The 15,833-nt window shown below is 36.1% G+C and carries 16 protein-coding genes; 13 read left to right on the forward strand and 3 right to left on the reverse strand.

Going from position 1 to position 15,833, the window contains the following annotated elements:
- Window positions 1-14 precede the first annotated feature (14 nt).
- Window positions 15-1,415, reverse strand: a complete 1,401-nt coding sequence (locus PSF86_RS15395; RefSeq protein WP_277900984.1) for an MBL fold metallo-hydrolase — start codon at window positions 1,413-1,415, stop codon at window positions 15-17.
- A 698-nt stretch (window positions 1,416-2,113) separates the two neighbouring features.
- Here PSF86_RS15395 and PSF86_RS15400 point away from each other — a divergent pair.
- Genes PSF86_RS15400 through PSF86_RS15415 form a run of 4 tightly spaced genes read left to right on the forward strand, consistent with a single transcriptional unit; the run spans window position 2,114 to window position 3,563 of the window.
- A complete protein-coding gene (locus tag PSF86_RS15400; RefSeq protein WP_277900985.1) occupies window positions 2,114-2,509 on the forward strand; it encodes a hypothetical protein in 396 nt (131 codons plus the stop codon).
- A gap of 32 nt (window positions 2,510-2,541) precedes the next feature.
- Window positions 2,542-2,841 (forward strand): nucleotidyltransferase family protein, encoded by a 300-nt coding sequence (locus tag PSF86_RS15405; protein WP_277900986.1) that lies wholly within the window; start codon window positions 2,542-2,544, stop codon window positions 2,839-2,841.
- Window positions 2,834-3,181: a HepT-like ribonuclease domain-containing protein gene (locus PSF86_RS15410; RefSeq protein WP_277900987.1), complete on the forward strand. Its 348-nt coding sequence runs from the start codon at window positions 2,834-2,836 to the stop codon at window positions 3,179-3,181. Before PSF86_RS15405 ends, PSF86_RS15410 begins: the two co-directional genes overlap by 8 nt.
- A 25-nt stretch (window positions 3,182-3,206) precedes the next feature.
- Complete coding sequence (locus tag PSF86_RS15415; RefSeq protein WP_277900988.1) at window positions 3,207-3,563, forward strand: DoxX family protein; 357 nt, start codon at window positions 3,207-3,209, stop codon at window positions 3,561-3,563.
- Window positions 3,564-3,681: 118 nt separating this feature from the next.
- Here PSF86_RS15415 and PSF86_RS15420 read toward each other — a convergent pair whose 3' ends face one another.
- Complete coding sequence (locus PSF86_RS15420) at window positions 3,682-4,275, reverse strand: T9SS type A sorting domain-containing protein (protein WP_277900989.1); 594 nt, start codon at window positions 4,273-4,275, stop codon at window positions 3,682-3,684.
- A 221-nt stretch (window positions 4,276-4,496) separates the two neighbouring features.
- On the opposite strand from PSF86_RS15420, the gene PSF86_RS15425 reads away from it, so the two are divergent.
- Window positions 4,497-5,372, forward strand: a complete 876-nt coding sequence (locus tag PSF86_RS15425; RefSeq protein ID WP_277900990.1) for an AraC family transcriptional regulator — start codon at window positions 4,497-4,499, stop codon at window positions 5,370-5,372.
- Window positions 5,373-5,733: 361 nt separating this feature from the next.
- Window positions 5,734-6,594: an AraC family transcriptional regulator gene (locus PSF86_RS15430; RefSeq protein WP_277900991.1), complete on the forward strand. Its 861-nt coding sequence runs from the start codon at window positions 5,734-5,736 to the stop codon at window positions 6,592-6,594.
- A 47-nt stretch (window positions 6,595-6,641) separates the two neighbouring features.
- Here PSF86_RS15430 and PSF86_RS15435 read toward each other — a convergent pair whose 3' ends face one another.
- On the reverse strand, window positions 6,642-7,412 hold the full coding sequence (locus PSF86_RS15435; RefSeq protein WP_277900992.1) for a S1/P1 nuclease: 771 nt from the start codon (window positions 7,410-7,412) through the stop codon (window positions 6,642-6,644).
- A 229-nt stretch (window positions 7,413-7,641) separates the two neighbouring features.
- Here PSF86_RS15435 and PSF86_RS15440 point away from each other — a divergent pair, with 229 nt between their 5' ends.
- The 7 genes from PSF86_RS15440 to PSF86_RS15470 all read left to right on the forward strand — a co-directional run bounded on the left by PSF86_RS15440 (window position 7,642) and on the right by PSF86_RS15470 (window position 15,662).
- Window positions 7,642-8,988: a serine hydrolase domain-containing protein gene (locus tag PSF86_RS15440; protein ID WP_277900993.1), complete on the forward strand. Its 1,347-nt coding sequence runs from the start codon at window positions 7,642-7,644 to the stop codon at window positions 8,986-8,988.
- Window positions 8,989-8,997: 9 nt separating this feature from the next.
- Window positions 8,998-9,816, forward strand: coding sequence for an HAD family hydrolase (locus tag PSF86_RS15445; protein ID WP_277900994.1), 819 nt, complete (start codon window positions 8,998-9,000; stop codon window positions 9,814-9,816).
- A gap of 59 nt (window positions 9,817-9,875) precedes the next feature.
- Complete coding sequence (locus tag PSF86_RS15450) at window positions 9,876-11,735, forward strand: M61 family metallopeptidase (protein WP_277900995.1); 1,860 nt, start codon at window positions 9,876-9,878, stop codon at window positions 11,733-11,735.
- A 373-nt stretch (window positions 11,736-12,108) separates the two neighbouring features.
- On the forward strand, window positions 12,109-12,600 hold the full coding sequence (locus PSF86_RS15455; protein WP_277900996.1) for an outer membrane beta-barrel protein: 492 nt from the start codon (window positions 12,109-12,111) through the stop codon (window positions 12,598-12,600).
- 291 nt (window positions 12,601-12,891) lie between these two features.
- Window positions 12,892-13,941, forward strand: coding sequence for a hypothetical protein (locus tag PSF86_RS15460; protein ID WP_277900997.1), 1,050 nt, complete (start codon window positions 12,892-12,894; stop codon window positions 13,939-13,941).
- A gap of 61 nt (window positions 13,942-14,002) precedes the next feature.
- Window positions 14,003-14,563, forward strand: a complete 561-nt coding sequence (locus tag PSF86_RS15465; RefSeq protein WP_407933338.1) for a S41 family peptidase — start codon at window positions 14,003-14,005, stop codon at window positions 14,561-14,563.
- A gap of 235 nt (window positions 14,564-14,798) precedes the next feature.
- On the forward strand, window positions 14,799-15,662 hold the full coding sequence (locus PSF86_RS15470; protein ID WP_178951504.1) for a sigma-70 family RNA polymerase sigma factor: 864 nt from the start codon (window positions 14,799-14,801) through the stop codon (window positions 15,660-15,662).
- Window positions 15,663-15,833: the final 171 nt, after the last annotated feature.

The raw sequence follows: 15,833 nt of genomic DNA on the forward strand, positions 1-15,833 counted from the left end.
GTTTTTTGCCCTTTTTACGAGTTCGGGCAGGCAAAGTCCGTTTTAGGGATCTGGGTGTTTTTTAAGGCTCCAAACCCCCCTTTTATATCCACTAAATCTTTATAGCCCCGGGCCCTTAATATGGAGGCAGCAATTGCAGAACGATACCCGCCGGCACAATGAATGTAATACTTTTCGGTTTTATCCAATTGCCCCATGTTATCGTTTATAAAATCCAAAGGAAAACTATCGGCTGTTTGCAGGTGTTCGGCCTCAAATTCCCCCGGCTTTCTCACATCCAATATTTCTATGGTGTTATTGTATTCGTTTTCAAAAGCATCGGCAGTAATAGATTGTATGGTATCTGTTTCTTTTCCTGTTTTTTTCCAATTTTCCAGTCCGCCTTCCAAATAACCTAAAGTATTATCGTACCCAACCCTAGACAAGCGTGTTACGGCCTCGGTAGACTTTCCATCCGGCACCACCAGTAAAATAGGCTGTTTTAAGTCTTTTATCAAAGCGCCTACCCACGGTGCAAAAGAACCGTTCAGGCCTATAAAGATAGAATTGGGAATGTGCTCGTTTAAAAACTCGTCTTGATTTCTTACATCCAGTACAAGTGCACCTTCTTGATTGGCAATAGCTTCAAATTCATCAGGGGTAAGCGGGGCATTTCCTTTTTTTAGTACTTTTTCAAAAGTTTCATACCCTTCTTTATTTAAAAGTGCATTTTTAGAAAAATATTGCGGTGGCGGCATAATGCCATCCAAAACTTCTTCTATAAATTCTTCTTTGGTCATATCGCTTCGAAGCGCATAATTTGTTTTCTTTTGGTTGCCCAAGGTATCCACGGTTTCCTTGCTCAAGTTCTTTCCGCAGGCAGATCCGGCTCCATGGGCGGGGTAAACAATAATATGGTCTTCCAAGGGCATAATTTTATTTCTCAAAGAATCAAAGAGCATTGCTGCCAGATCTTCTTTGGTAACATCTTGTTTTATGGCCAGGTCGGGCCTTCCTACATCTCCTAAAAAAAGAGTGTCTCCCGTAAACAATGCTTTGTTGTTTCTATCTTCATCAATTAAAAGATACGTGGTAGACTCCAATGTGTGCCCGGGGGTATGGAGTGCCTTTATGGTCAGCTTTCCAATTTTAAATTCTTCGTTGTCTTCTGCCTGGTAAATATCATATGTTGTTTTGGCATTTGGGCCAAAAACAATGGTTGCTCCTGTTTTTTCGGCTAAATCAACATGTCCAGAAACAAAATCGGCATGAAAATGCGTTTCAAAAACATATTTAATTTTGGCTTCTCCTTTTTCTGCACGGTCTATGTAAGGGGCCGTTTCCCGCAATGGGTCAATAATGGCAGCTTCTCCTTCAGATTCTATATAATAAGCGCCTTGGGCAAGGCATCCGGTGTATATTTGTTCTATTTTCATCACTTTGTTTTTTAGGCTCCCTCCTCGAACTTTAATTATGCCAAAGATACAAAAGCTCTTTGTTTTCAAATGCGATAAAAATCATAATATAAATGTAACAATGTAAAATAAGCACAATGGGGCATAAAACTTTTTATTAAGTAGAAATGGCCTTCCGCTGGTATTTAAAGGGAGTTTGGTGTAAAAAAGTTAACATCTATTGTTTTTGTTTTATCCTGCAAGGTTTTCAAAACCTTGTAGGTGTTTTAAAGCCGAAATACAGACCTACAAGGTCATAAAAAAGACCTTGCAGGAGTTTGTCAAGGTCAACTCGCTGTAAATCAGTGAGTAATATATGTAGCCATATAAAGCCTATAGAAATAAGGGCGCCCATAAACAGTATTGGAGCACATTCAAAAAGCGTTGGAGCACGTTCAATTGGTATTGGAGCATGTTCAAATAGCGTTGGAGCATGTTTAATTGGTATTGGAGCACAATAAATAGCAGTTTTAGCAGCAATGTTATCATTTATCAATTATCCAGTTAACAATTAATAATCAACTATCTCCCTAATCCCTTTTCCCTTATCACTATTAAAGGTTTAAGGTTTTAAGTTACTCAATTAAATACGGTATGTTGCTCCCGACAAATATTTTTTATACCTTGTATAAGTACAAAAACCAATACCTATACCACATACCTCATAAACTGCCAATAACATGAAAACATTATTCGAAAAATTGAAGCTGGAGAATCAAAAAGAAATCTTGATTCTCAACGAACCCGAAGGTTTTGCCGAGCAATTGGCCAATTTGGTAGATATAGATATTTACCAATCGCTCATTCAGGTAAACAAAATGGAATTTGCTTTGGTTTTTGTAAATACCATAAAAGAACTGGAAGGCCAAATGCAAACCCTGCACCCCAAACTCAAGGACGATGTGGTACTGTGGGTTGCCCACCCCAGAAAAAAATCAGAAAAACTTACTACCGACATCACCGACGATTACGACTGGGCCCCATTGGTAAAAAACCGCTACGAACAAGTAAAAATATTAAAAATAAACCCCGACTGGGAAGCTGTACGCTTTAGGCGGGCAGAATATATAAAATAGATTGCTCTATAAAAATTCGTTACATTTGATAAATGAGCCCGATTGAAAACCATATCGATAATATAAAGAAGTTATGCGCCAGTTATCATGTGGAAAAAATGTACCTTTTTGGCTCGGTTTTAAATGCGGATTTCAACACAAAAAGCGATATCGATTTTTTGGTAAAGTTCAAGCCCATAGATTTAGCACAATACTTCGACAATTATATAGATTTTAAAGAAAATTTAAAAAAACTATTAGGTAGGGAAATCGATTTGATTGAAGAGCAAACCCTCAAAAATCCAATCTTAATTAATTCCATCAACAGAAACAAAGAATTAATTTATGGATGAAAGGATTCTTAAATGGTTATACGACGTTAAAATGGCAATTGATGAAATTGAAGGATATTTCAAAAAAACAAACAAAGATTTCCATACTTACAAAGAAAACTTAATGTTAAAAAGGGCCATTGAAAGAAATTTAGAAATTATTGGAGAGGCTTTAAACAGAATTATAAAATATGATGCTTCTTATGCAGACCATATTACGCATGCAAAATCTATTGTTGGCTTAAGAAACCATATTATTCATGTTTACGACAATATTTCTGATGAAAACATTTGGTCGATTTTAATAAATCACCTCCCAAAATTAAAAAAAGAAGTCAATGCCTTAATCATAAAAAAATAAAAAAACATCATATACATAAACCAATATGCAACATCCATGGCACTTTTACTTAATGGCCGTTATTTATATAATTACCGGAACATTGCACTTTGTAAAACCAAATACATACGTGTCCATAATGCCACTTTACATTCCGTACAAAAAAGTAATGGTATATGTTAGCGGCCTTGCCGAAATACTGTTGGGGATATTATTGTTTACCAGCCTGAAAAACATGGCCTTGTGGGGAATTATAATAATGCTTTTAGCATTTATCCCTGTCCATATTTACATGCTACAGGATAAAAAGTTTGAAAAAGTAGCTCCAAAATGGATGTTAATATTGCGCGTACCATTACAATTTGCATTAATGTTCTGGGCATATTGGTATATTAACACATAAAGATATTTTAGGCCGGAGCCATTAAAAAGCCTTAAAAAAATGGACTTCGGTAAAAATTTGGCATAAAAAAAAGGGAGTCTAACCTCTCCCTTTTCCAACTTTAAAATCTAATGTAAGATTACAAGCTAACTGTTTTGTAAAAAGTATTTCCTTTGTGTGTTACTTCAAATCTGTAAACTCCGTTTACATTAGAGAAGTCAAATCTTTTTCCTAAGCTTTTTTCCCCTTTTAATACTTCTTCGTGAATTAGTTGATTGGTAGTCTCGTTGTAAATTTTAACATCTACCGGAGATTCGTCAATACTCAACATGTTCACACTCAACAAATTGTTGTCTTTTCTAAAATAAGGTTTGTAAATAGTTGTTGTTTTTCCCCTTTTTACAACAGTTTCGTTTTCAGAAAGTACAACAGGCACCTTTTCTATTTTAGTTTCGCTTTCTACCACGAAATAATAAGTTCCCGTTGGTAAATTTTTAAAGTTATAACGCTTTACGTTTGTTGGTAACTCTTTATACTTATAATTATAAAGCACCTCGCCTCTTGCGTCAACAAAAGAGATTGCCAAAGGCTGGTTTGTTTTCTCAATAAACAGGTCAACAGTTCTGTTATCGTCCTTTTTTACCGAAAGGTAAAAATCGTTGGCTCTTGCCATGGCTAAAGTCATTACACTTAGTATAACAACCAGCATACTGTTTTTAATTGTTTTTTTCATCTTCTTGCAATTTTTAATAGTTAGACATTTATTTTAACTACATTACAAAGATAGGTGCAACACAGCAGGTACACTACGTCAGGATTTTCAAGTTTATGCACTATTTTAACACAACACGTATGTTAATTTAATGTAAAGGATAAAATAGCACATATTTATGGTAATATTTTGTATCTTGCACCCCGATAGAACATGTATATTTATTAAGTTGTATTATAGCTATGAGTATTAAAAAGCCTGCATTAGAAGTAATTAACCCAACCTTCGGCAGTTCTTTTTCTTTCATTAAATACGATGAGAACCAAAACCAGAACACATCGTATTGGCATTACCATCCAGAAATAGAGCTTGTATATGTAAAAGGAGGTGCCGGGAAAAGGCAAATTGGGAGCCATATCTCTTATTATACCGAAGGAGACCTTATTTTAATTGGTTCCAATCTTCCTCATTGTGGATTTACCGATAAGTTTACGGGAAACGAAAATGAGGTGGTTATACAGATGTTGCCCGATTTTTTGGGTGCCGAACTTATGTCTAAACCCGAAATGAACAACATTAGTTTGTTGTTTAAGCGCTGCAAGGGCGGACTTGCCTTTAACGGAAAAACAAAAGAAATAATCGGGACCCGCATCGAGGCCCTGGAAAAGATGAACAGTTTTGAACGGTTGCTGGGCTTTTTGTCTATTTTAAACGAACTTCAGTTATCCGAAGATTACCAGATTTTAAATGCCGAAGGCTTTTCCATGCAAGCCGATGTTCAGGACAACGACAGGATCAATATTGTTTTTAATTATGTGAAGACACATTTTCAGCAACAAATTACTTTAGAAGAAATTGCCAATATTTCTGGCATGACGGTCCCTTCTTTTTGCCGTTATTTTAAACAGATTACGGGAAAGACATTTACACATTTTGTTAATGAATACAGATTGGTGCACGCCTCCAAACTGCTTGCCGAAAAACCCATTGGTATTACCGAAATATGCTTTGAAAGTGGTTTCAACAATTTTTCGTACTTCAATAAATCCTTTAAAAAATTTACGGGAAAATCTCCTTCTCAATACCGAAACGAGCTCAAAACGGTAATTGAAGATTAAAACTTCATGAAAAAGGAAAAGGCCGCACTTTAGGGAACATGCGGCCTTCTCAAACTAACCAACTTAAAAAATAATCAAACAAATCTTTGTAATTACCTATTCATTTTAAAAAAGTAGAGCCGAACCAGAACGGTTTAGGGCACGTTTACGCACGGCTCTACAAACTAACCAACCAAAAATTATGAAAAATCTTATACAAGAATCATTCATATAAATAGGTAAAATGTATATTTTAATGAACGTTTTATCTTTACTTCCAATTACAGAACAAAGTTACCCAGATATAAGGCTTACAACTTGTAAAAAACAATAAAAAAATTTCTATTTTTGAAGGAATCAACTGATTTTTAAATAATAAAACATGAAAACAGGTGCCTTTCACGAAGGTTTTCTACTGGTAGAAGAAGTGATTAACAAACGGAGTCCTTCTAACTACAGGCATAACTATTTCCAAATCCTTTACATTAAATATGGTAAGGGTATTATTACAATTAATGAAATAGAAGTTTTATATAATGAAGGAAGTATTTTTTTAATTGCCCCCGAAGACGATTACTACATTAATCCAAACAGCCAGACCTGTTACACTGCTTTTAAGTTTACCGAAATCCTGTTCTCAAGTAAGTCCAGTTTACCAGACAGAGAGCATTGGCTGCACAACATAGAGCACATATTGCACAACCCCAACATTATGCCCAGGGAATGCCAGCTTAGCCATGATGATAGAAAAAGGTTATGGAGAATCCATGATTTTATAATAGACGAATACAAGAGTAAGGACGAGTTTTACTGGAGCATTATTACAAATGCCATTACAACCACTTTGAGCATTTTGGCCAGAAGCATTATTAAAACGTACAACCCCAATGACGTTAAGCCAACTCTGAACCTAAAAAAAACAGACCAGATACTCTCGTACATCCGGACACATGTATACGAACCCGAACAGGTAAAAATAGAGCACTTGGCTGCCAAATTCAATATGTCTCCCGCCAATATTGTAACGCTTTTTAAAAAAGAAACCGGGGAAAGTATAAGGCAATATATTATTAACTATAAATTAATGCTTGTAAAATACCGGCTAAAAAACACGAATTATACCATTTCTGAAATTAGTTACGAACTGGGCTTTACCGATGAGAGCCACTTAACAAAGTCTTTTAAAAAACGTTTTCATAAAACTCCAAAGGAATACAGAAAGGAACTTGTCGAGCATTCTTAAATTTAAAAAATACCTTTACCGCAAAGCTGTTTATCTTCAAAAAGGGCTTAAAAAATATCGTTTAAAACCTTGGCCAAACGCAGCCCGCCTTTTTCAAGTTGTGCCCTTACGGTATCGAAATAATCGTACATATACCTATACCCCAATTTCTCTCCGGTATTTGCCGATGCATATACTTTTTTGGCCAATTCCTGCGATTCTTCGACCCAGTCCAAAATACTTCCTTCGGCAATGGACTTTTCCTGTGTTTTGGAATACACCGGCAAGTTGTTGGCCAGTTCTGTGTAACTCATTCCGTAAAAATCAATCATATCGCTATCCCAAACACGGTGCAAGTTACTGCCCTCGTTAAACCAGCGTACCTGTATATCGTTTCCACCTTTATCTTCGCCCCTGCCCACATGTAACGGCTGGTGAAGATCGCCCATAAAGTGAACCAATAATTTTAAATAAAAGACTTTGTCTTCCTTTTTGGCATTATCATCTTTTAAAACCGCAATGCATTTATCAATACCAATAATTATATCCCCATATTCGCTGGGGGTTTCTTCGCCATATGCTTTATCAAAAGGAAAGTTTACATAATGCCAGGCACTATACTCTTTGTATTTTGGGTCAGATTTTATATCGTCGCCATAATTAGATACCAAGGCCAGGCTTTGCCCGTCCAGCAATTTCATTATTTTTCGTTTTGTGCTGTTTTTTAAATGCTGCTCTGCAACTTCACCCACAACACGGTGACCAGTTTTGCCCCAAAATGGGGCATTTGCCGATAATTGCTGAAAAAACAATAGCGAGAAAACCAATAAATAGCGCATAGGTTTGATTTTTCTTCAAAAATAAAATTCTTAAATCTATTTTGGTGTTAAATAAAGCATCTATTTATATTATTATTCTTTTATAGAATTTCAATAACTCTTTCTTACCTTTACGCATAATTGCTTTATATGCTGTTTAAAGTATTCACCCCCTTAAAATTTACAACTTTTAATCGCTATTTGTGAACTAAAGATTAAAACAAAACGTATAAAGTATAAAAGACATCAAATGAAGTTTAAACATACCGCCCTTTTTGCGGTAACTTTTTTCTTTTTAAACGCCGGGACTGCCCAAATTCCCGAAAATGTAAAAAAAGAAATACAATATCGTATTAACAACCATATCAACCCATCCATTGCAGTAGGCGTATTGGATTCGTCTGGGGTATATTATTATGTTAAAGGTTACAAAGACCTCGAAAACAAGATAAAGGCAGACGAAAACACCCTTTATGAAATAGGTTCGATTACCAAAACCTTTACTTCCTTGTTGCTGGCAAAATATGCTGTGGGCAGTATTATTTCCATTGATGATGAAGCCAATGAGTTTTTGCCCGATTCTATTGATTTAACCGATAAAAAAGGAGTTTCCGTGACCCTTAAAAACCTTTCTACGCATTCGAGCGGCCTACCAAGAATTCCAAACAATATAAATGTTACGGATCAAATGAATCCATATGCCAATTATACCCGGTCGGACATGTTTTCTTTTTTAAGCCATTATATCCCCAGGAATGTTGGGAAAAAGTTTGAATACTCCAATCTTGGGGCCGGACTTTTGGGCGAAATCCTATCCATTAGCCAAAACGATACTTATCAAAACTTGGTAAAAAAGAAAATTTTGACGCCATTAAACTTAAAAAATACATATTTTAAAGTTCCCGAAAGCCAAAAAGAAAATTATGCAAAGGGATACCTTTCCCAGAAAGAAGTGCCACATTGGAAATTTCAGGCCATGGCGGCTGCGGGCGGTATAAGGAGCACCATAAAAGACCTTGTTAAATACGGAGAGAGCTATTTAAAAAACGATAGTCCGCTATATAAAGCCCAAGAATACACAAAAACCGTTCAGTTTAAAGATCAAGAGGGCCAATTGCACGGACTTGCTTGGTTTATCAATCCAGAGGGCATTATTTTTCACGGGGGCGGCACAGGCGGATTTAGGACTTTTATTGCTATTGATGGCAAACATGGAAAAGTGGTCGCCATTATGACGAATTCCGGTTCCAGCCCTGCCGAGGACATTGCAGAATATTTAATGGACCCGGATAAAAATCCGTTGGATTTTGCCAAAGAAGAAATGCCCATTACTGCCGAAGAACTTATGGATTTTGAAGGGAATTATATAAACGATGGCTTAAACATGACATATAATTTTTCTCTAGTTGAAGATGCCCTGCATGCCCAACTTAACAATCAACCGGAATTCCCTGTGTATTATCAAGGAGAATCTACCTTCTTCTATAAAATTGTTAAAGCCAAAATTGTTTTTGAACGCGATGAAAACAACACGGTCGTGGGCTTAATACTATACCAAAACGGACAAGAAATTCCCTTTATAAAAACAAATCCCTAAACTATTTCAATGTACAAAATAATTTTTAGCGATATAGACGGAACGCTATTGGGCCCAAAAAGAGAACTTACAAAACCCACCATAAAAGAAATACAAAAATTAAAGAACAAAATCCCCATTATACTTGTATCTTCCAGAATGCCAAGGCAAATGTATCATTTACAAGAAGAATTAGATATTCTGGAACTGCCCTTAATTGCTTTTAACGGAGCTTATGTGGTTCAAAATAAAAAAGTAATACATTCTACCGAAATCCCCGTAGGCATCATAGAAAAATTGGTTAACGAAAACGAAAAAAACGGTCCGGATAAAATTCATATAAGTCTTTTTAATGCAGACGATTGGTATGTAGATAGTATGGATTACTGGGCATTAAGAGAAGAAACAAATACCAAGACGTCTCCAGAAGTTAAAACAAACAAAGATGTTGTTTCCCTATGGAAATCAAAAGGAAAAGGCGCCCATAAAATTATGTGCATGGGCGATAAAGATAAAATTGATGCAATTTACACCTATCTTGAAGAAAACTACGGTGCTGTTTTGCACCTGTACAGATCTAAAGAAACCTATATTGAGATAGCCAATAAAGAAGTTTCAAAGCTTACCGGGATCAACAAACTGCTAAATTGTTGCTATCCCGATTTTACACTGGAAGAAACAGTGGCCTTTGGCGATAATTATAACGATGTGGAGATGATTGCCGCCGTTGGTTGTGGCGTGGCAGTTGCCAATGCAAGGAAAGAAGTGCTATCTGTGGCAAAAGCCGTTACAGAACACCACAAAGAAGATGGCGTTGCCATTTACCTGAAAAAGTTATTTAATAGTTAAAATTGGTAACTAATTTAAAATATTAAGGTCTTATACAGAAATTTGAAGAAAATAAGAATATGAAGAAATTAATTTTTACACTGCTTGCCGCTTCTATCGTGGCCTGTACCCCAAAAGTAAACGATCTTGCAACCAGCATGCCCATAGAAACCAATATAGACTTGGTAAATGTAAAGAACGATATGGTACATGTTTCGGTAGACCCGGGAAGGTTCACTGCCGAAAGCATTAATTTTTATATCCCAAAAACCGTTCCCGGAACATACAGCAATAACGATTATGGGCAGTTTATAGAAAACCTCACCGCTTACGATTACAACAACAAACCATTACAGGCCACCAGTGTGGACGTAAATACGTGGAAAATAGACAATGCTACACAATTAGACCGGATTGAATACGACGTAAATGATTCTTTTGATACCGAAGGCGAAGTAGAAGACCCCGTTTTTTCCCCGGCAGGGAGCAATATCGAGGCCAATAAGGACTTCTTTTTAAACCTTCATATGTTTGTAGGGTATTTTGATAATTTAAAAGAACAATCCTATTTGTTGCATTTTAAGCATCCAAGTGGTTTTGAAGCTTCCACGTCGCTACATAAAGCTACTACCAAAGCACAAGAAGCAAATACCGACACTTTTCTTGCCAACCGCTATTTTGAGGTAACGGATAACCCGATAATGTACTCCAAACCAGATTCCCAAACTTTTTCGGTAAACGATATTGAAGTAACCTTGTCGGTCTATTCTCCTAATAAAGTTTATTCTGCCGTAAGCATAAAAAACGAAATGGAAAAAATGATGAAAGCCCAAAAAACATTTTTAGGGGACATCAATTCAACAAAAACCTATAACATCCTATTGTTTTTAGGCGCTATGGAAAAAGGCGACCCAACAGGTTTTGGAGCATTAGAGCATCACACGAGCACCACCGTTGTATTGCCCGAAACCATGCCCAAGGAAGATATGGTAAAAACCATGACAGATGTTGTTTCGCACGAGTTTTTCCACATTGTAACCCCATTAACGGTTCATTCGGAAGAAATTCAATATTTTGACTACAACAACCCAAAAATGTCCGAACATTTATGGATGTACGAAGGTGTTACCGAATATTTTGCCAACCTGTTCCAAATAAATCAAGGACTTATTGACGAACAAGATTTTTACGACAGGATTGCCACAAAAATTCAAAACTCAAAGCGTTACAACGATAGTTTGTCATTTACAAAAATGAGCAAAAATGTATTGGTAGAACCCTACAAAGACCAATATGCCAATGTATACGAAAAAGGCGCCCTTATCGGGATGTGCCTCGACATTATTATCCGCGAGGAAAGCAATGGTGAAAAAGGAATTTTATGGTTAATGAAACAGCTTTCCAAGGAATATGGAATGGACAAGTCTTTTAAAGATGATGAATTATTCGATAAAATAGTTTCGCTTACCTACCCCGAGGTTAGAACTTTCTTCAACACCTATGTTATTGGCGACACTCCTATTCCTTATGATGAGTTTTTAAACAAGGCAGGGTTAACATTCCATACCGAAGCAAAAGAAACAGGGTTTTTCTTAAACGGGCAAATCCCTTATATAGATGTAAATCCGCAAAATAATGAAATATTTGTAAGAAAAACAGCCCTTAATAGCTCCATGAAAGCATTGGGACTTAAAAGCGGGGATGTCATCAAATCGGTTAACGGTACAGAATTTACAATGGAAAACATAAGAAACGTTATAATTGGCTCTATGTCATGGCAGCCCGAAACCGAAGTCAACATGGTTATAAATAGAGATGGAGAGGAGTTGACCCTTAAAGGAAAGGTAGGCTCCCCTAGCATTGAAGTGGACAAAATAGCAAAAATGGAAACCACGACCCCCCAACAAGATACTTTACGTGAAGCCTGGTTAAAAGGGTGATAAAACATATATAACTTATAAATTGAGGCTGTTCTTAAAAACCGAGGACAGCCCTTTTTTTGGTTGTAACAAAAACAACAAACATAAAAATACTTCAAGGCACCTCCCGCCAAGCAATACTTCAATCTAATATTTCCCCCTCATTTTAAGTCAAAAAAGGCAAACTTTTTATTGTTATCGCTTATAAACTACATGTATTATCAATAATATTTTATTATTATAATAAAAATTCTATGAAATAATAGAAATAATTTATATTAATAGAGCAATAAATGTCCAATATATAAAATATAATAGTTTTTTATAAAACAACTATCTATAGGAGCGTGCATAATCTTTAAACGCAAAACATGACAATTTAAATATAACACTTATGAAAAAAGCTAATTTACTATTTTGCCTATTCACGGTACTTTCTTTCCTCTTTCTGCATAATGCGGAGGCACAGGACAGGCTGAGAATTAATTTTGATGTCGGTGTAACAAACAATGAACTCGATTACAACTTATCAAATCGTGTAGACTCCAAATATAGTAGTCGCTGGGGTTATACAACTAATTTATCGCTTGAATACCGTTTTTACCAATCTTTTTTTATTTCCGGAGGTGCTTCTTTCGTTCAGAAAAATTTTGAATTTGAAAGAACCGGAGCCAGAGAAGGATGGTATACCAAGTCTACCAATAATTACATCAGCGTTCCTGTTATGGCAGGGGCTTACCTTATAAATAACCCTTTTAAAGAAAAAGACGCATGGATTAAAATTGCTGGTGTAGCATATACAGGATATTGGTTGAGCATGAAAAGAAAAGGACAATACCCTGTAATCTTTGAACTAACTAAAGAATATATTTTCCCTATAAGCTAAGAAATTGAGGAAAAGTATGATTTTAAAAGAAACGAAAACCAGTTAAACCGCTTCGATTACGGACTTCAAGGTCAGTTTCAGTTCGGATATGCTTTCGAGAAGTTCAGCATGTATGCTTCTTATTCATACCTATACGGTTTGTCCGGTTTGCAAAAAAACAATATCAACAACAGGAATATGTACCATACAACTTCCATGTTTACCATAGGAATTTCCCGTAATCTTTAAAACATCATAAAATGAAAAAAAATAATATAAACAAAGGCCTTTTTAAGGCTATGCCTAATTATATTGACCGTTATTTCCTTTTCATCTTGTACAAGGGACGACGACGAATCTATAACCGAAACAAACCGTTATTCCAGTGATGCCGTAGAATCTTATGAAGATCTCTTTACAGTATTTTGGAGCGTCATGGACAATGAATACAATTACTTCTATGAAGAAAAGGAACGCTCTGGACTTGATTGGGACAATGTTTATGCGGAATACTTACCCAAGTTTAAGGCATTGAAAACCATGAAAGACCGGGAAAATTATAGCAATGATGAAATATTAAAAGAGGCCAATCTGACAAGGTCTTATTTTAAAGATATTGTCAACCGTATTTCCGACAAGCATTTTATATTGCAAGTTGATCTTCCTGCAACACGGACAGAAGATAATGCAGAATTTTTTTTCGTAGGAAAAGGTAAAGAAAGTCCTTTATATTACAATAAGGTAACAACAATGAATTTTATGCGGGCATCAAAGTTGGACAATCCTTATGTGTATAGAAAGCCCAATACTAACTTTAGGGTTTTGGGTGGAAGGTTATCATCTAACCCAGAAATCTACTACTTTTCTCTTAGTCAATTTAGCATGAACAGTTTTGATATCCATTTACAAGATAAGGATAACTTTTTGTTTAAGGATATTGGGACCGAAGGTATTCTTGACCGTTCGCAAATAGAACAAAACGAATATTTAAACTCCATTGAAAATGATGTATTAAAGCAATATATTATGGATTGGGCCTTTGATATTTATAATAACTGGAATGAAGCACTAACTACAACATTGCAATCGGATGTACTTACCAATGAAATAGAAAAGTTCCAAAATACCGAAGTGGTTACGGATGCTTTATACAATGAGACATGGCGTTTACAAGACATAATAGACCAATTGCCTGCAACTATCATAGAAACCCTTCAATCCCGTTTTAATAACGGCGAGGCTTCCATGCTAGACAGAATGCTTGTAGGTGATGAAAATGCACTCAATTTTACATATGCCTTTGATGACCAAATCGAGAAAACTAAAATAAGTATAACTTCGATACCTACTCACATAACATAAACGATATAAATAACGCAGCAGAACTATACAGGTCTTTTTATAACCCATTGCATAGTGCGACATTAAAAAGCTTATTATAGATGTTCGAGATAACGGTGGCGGAGATGTTATAGACATGAGGGATTTTGTAGAGCGGTTTATCAGTAAAGAAGCCTTAGTAGGCTATCAAAGAACAAAAGAAGGCAACGGGCGTTTTAATTATACACCTTGGGTACCTATGTATGTTAAACCACACCCATTTGCAATTCCCAATCCAATTCCAATCGTAGTTTTAGCAGATTATGGAAGCGTAAGCATGGCCGAAATGACCACTATGGCATTGAAAAGCCAAGAAATGGTTAAATTCGTTGGGGATTATACGCATGGAGGTACTGCTGCGCTAGGCCCAGGCGACGAACTTAATGGAGGTGCTTTAAATATTACCGTGGCGAACCGCTTAAAGTTTTACATGCCTCTTATGGCAACCAAAGATGCCTCAGGAAAAGTTATTGAGGGAATTGGAGTAGAACCAGACGTGTATGTAGCACCACCTACCCAAGAAGAAAGACAGGACATGAAAGTCAACGCCAATCACAAAGACAGGGCCATGGAAAAAGCCGTTGAAGAACTCATGAAAATGTAACATGTAAAAAAATTAAGCTATATTATAGCTTATACAAAGACCCTTTTTGTGCTATATGTCCCATTAATACTACATATAAGGGTCTTTCTTTTTCTAAAAAAAAAGAATATTTGTCTCCCTCTCTTTTTCATTAAAAAAACATTTTTATCATTTTCTTGTAACATTTTTAGTAGTTGTTACGTATAATAACTTGTACACCCAATTTATTCATTTAAAACAATCAGGAGAGAAAAGAATGAGACAGCTCAAAATAACGAAGCAGGTAACCAATAGGGAAACCGCTTCCCTGGATAAGTATCTTCAAGAAATTGGTAAAGTAGACCTAATTACAGCAGACGAAGAAGTAGAATTGGCACAAAGAATCAAGGCTGGAGACCAAATAGCCTTGGAAAAGCTTACAAAGGCCAATTTACGCTTTGTAGTTTCCGTAGCCAAGCAATACCAAAATCAAGGTTTGACCTTGCCAGATTTAATCAATGAAGGTAACTTAGGCCTAATTAAAGCTGCACAACGTTTTGATGAAACGCGTGGTTTTAAATTTATATCCTATGCAGTATGGTGGATCCGTCAATCTATATTACAGGCGTTGGCAGAACAATCCCGTATTGTACGCTTGCCATTAAACAAAATTGGATCTATCAATAAGATCAATAAAACGTATGCATTTTTAGAGCAGGCTCACGAACGTGTACCTTCTGCAGAAGAAATTGCAAAAGAACTGGATATGTCTATAAACGACGTAAAGGAATCCATGAAAAACTCTGGACGCCATGTATCCATGGATGCGCCTTTGGTAGAGGGGGAAGATTCTAACCTATACGACGTATTACGTAGCGGGGAATCTCCAAACCCAGACAAAGATTTGTTGCACGAATCATTAAGGACCGAAATAGAAAGGGCCCTGGAAACATTAACCCCGCGAGAAGCCGATGTTATCCGACTATATTTTGGTTTAGGCGACCAACATCCTATGACCTTGGAGGAAATTGGAGAAACATTCGATCTTACAAGGGAACGTGTGCGTCAAATTAAGGAAAAAGCAATAAGGAGATTAAAGCACACTTCCAGAAGTAAAATCCTTAAAACCTATTTAGGGTAGTTTTTTACACTTATTTTTTGTACTTTACCATATCTTTACGACAGGAATTACATAAAAATATAGATAGCAACAACAGTTTATCATAACTGTTCGTTTTTTGATTGATGAATAAACTCCGGCTGATTACCGGAGTTTTTTGTTTTATTTAACTTTTGTATTTGTAATTGAATT

The sequence above is a fragment of the Galbibacter pacificus genome, assembly GCF_029603165.1.
In the GTDB taxonomy this organism is placed as follows: domain Bacteria; phylum Bacteroidota; class Bacteroidia; order Flavobacteriales; family Flavobacteriaceae; genus Galbibacter; species Galbibacter pacificus.

Coding starts and splice junctions, on each gene's coding strand:
- PSF86_RS15395 (WP_277900984.1), bottom strand. CDS start 1,415: ATGAAAATAGAACAAATATACACCGGATGCCTTGCCCAAGGCGCTTAT.
- PSF86_RS15400 (WP_277900985.1), top strand. CDS start 2,114: ATGAAAACATTATTCGAAAAATTGAAGCTGGAGAATCAAAAAGAAATC.
- PSF86_RS15405 (WP_277900986.1), top strand. CDS start 2,542: ATGAGCCCGATTGAAAACCATATCGATAATATAAAGAAGTTATGCGCC.
- PSF86_RS15410 (WP_277900987.1), top strand. CDS start 2,834: ATGGATGAAAGGATTCTTAAATGGTTATACGACGTTAAAATGGCAATT.
- PSF86_RS15415 (WP_277900988.1), top strand. CDS start 3,207: ATGCAACATCCATGGCACTTTTACTTAATGGCCGTTATTTATATAATT.
- PSF86_RS15420 (WP_277900989.1), bottom strand. CDS start 4,275: ATGAAAAAAACAATTAAAAACAGTATGCTGGTTGTTATACTAAGTGTA.
- PSF86_RS15425 (WP_277900990.1), top strand. CDS start 4,497: ATGAGTATTAAAAAGCCTGCATTAGAAGTAATTAACCCAACCTTCGGC.
- PSF86_RS15430 (WP_277900991.1), top strand. CDS start 5,734: ATGAAAACAGGTGCCTTTCACGAAGGTTTTCTACTGGTAGAAGAAGTG.
- PSF86_RS15435 (WP_277900992.1), bottom strand. CDS start 7,412: ATGCGCTATTTATTGGTTTTCTCGCTATTGTTTTTTCAGCAATTATCG.
- PSF86_RS15440 (WP_277900993.1), top strand. CDS start 7,642: ATGAAGTTTAAACATACCGCCCTTTTTGCGGTAACTTTTTTCTTTTTA.
- PSF86_RS15445 (WP_277900994.1), top strand. CDS start 8,998: ATGTACAAAATAATTTTTAGCGATATAGACGGAACGCTATTGGGCCCA.
- PSF86_RS15450 (WP_277900995.1), top strand. CDS start 9,876: ATGAAGAAATTAATTTTTACACTGCTTGCCGCTTCTATCGTGGCCTGT.
- PSF86_RS15455 (WP_277900996.1), top strand. CDS start 12,109: ATGAAAAAAGCTAATTTACTATTTTGCCTATTCACGGTACTTTCTTTC.
- PSF86_RS15470 (WP_178951504.1), top strand. CDS start 14,799: ATGAGACAGCTCAAAATAACGAAGCAGGTAACCAATAGGGAAACCGCT.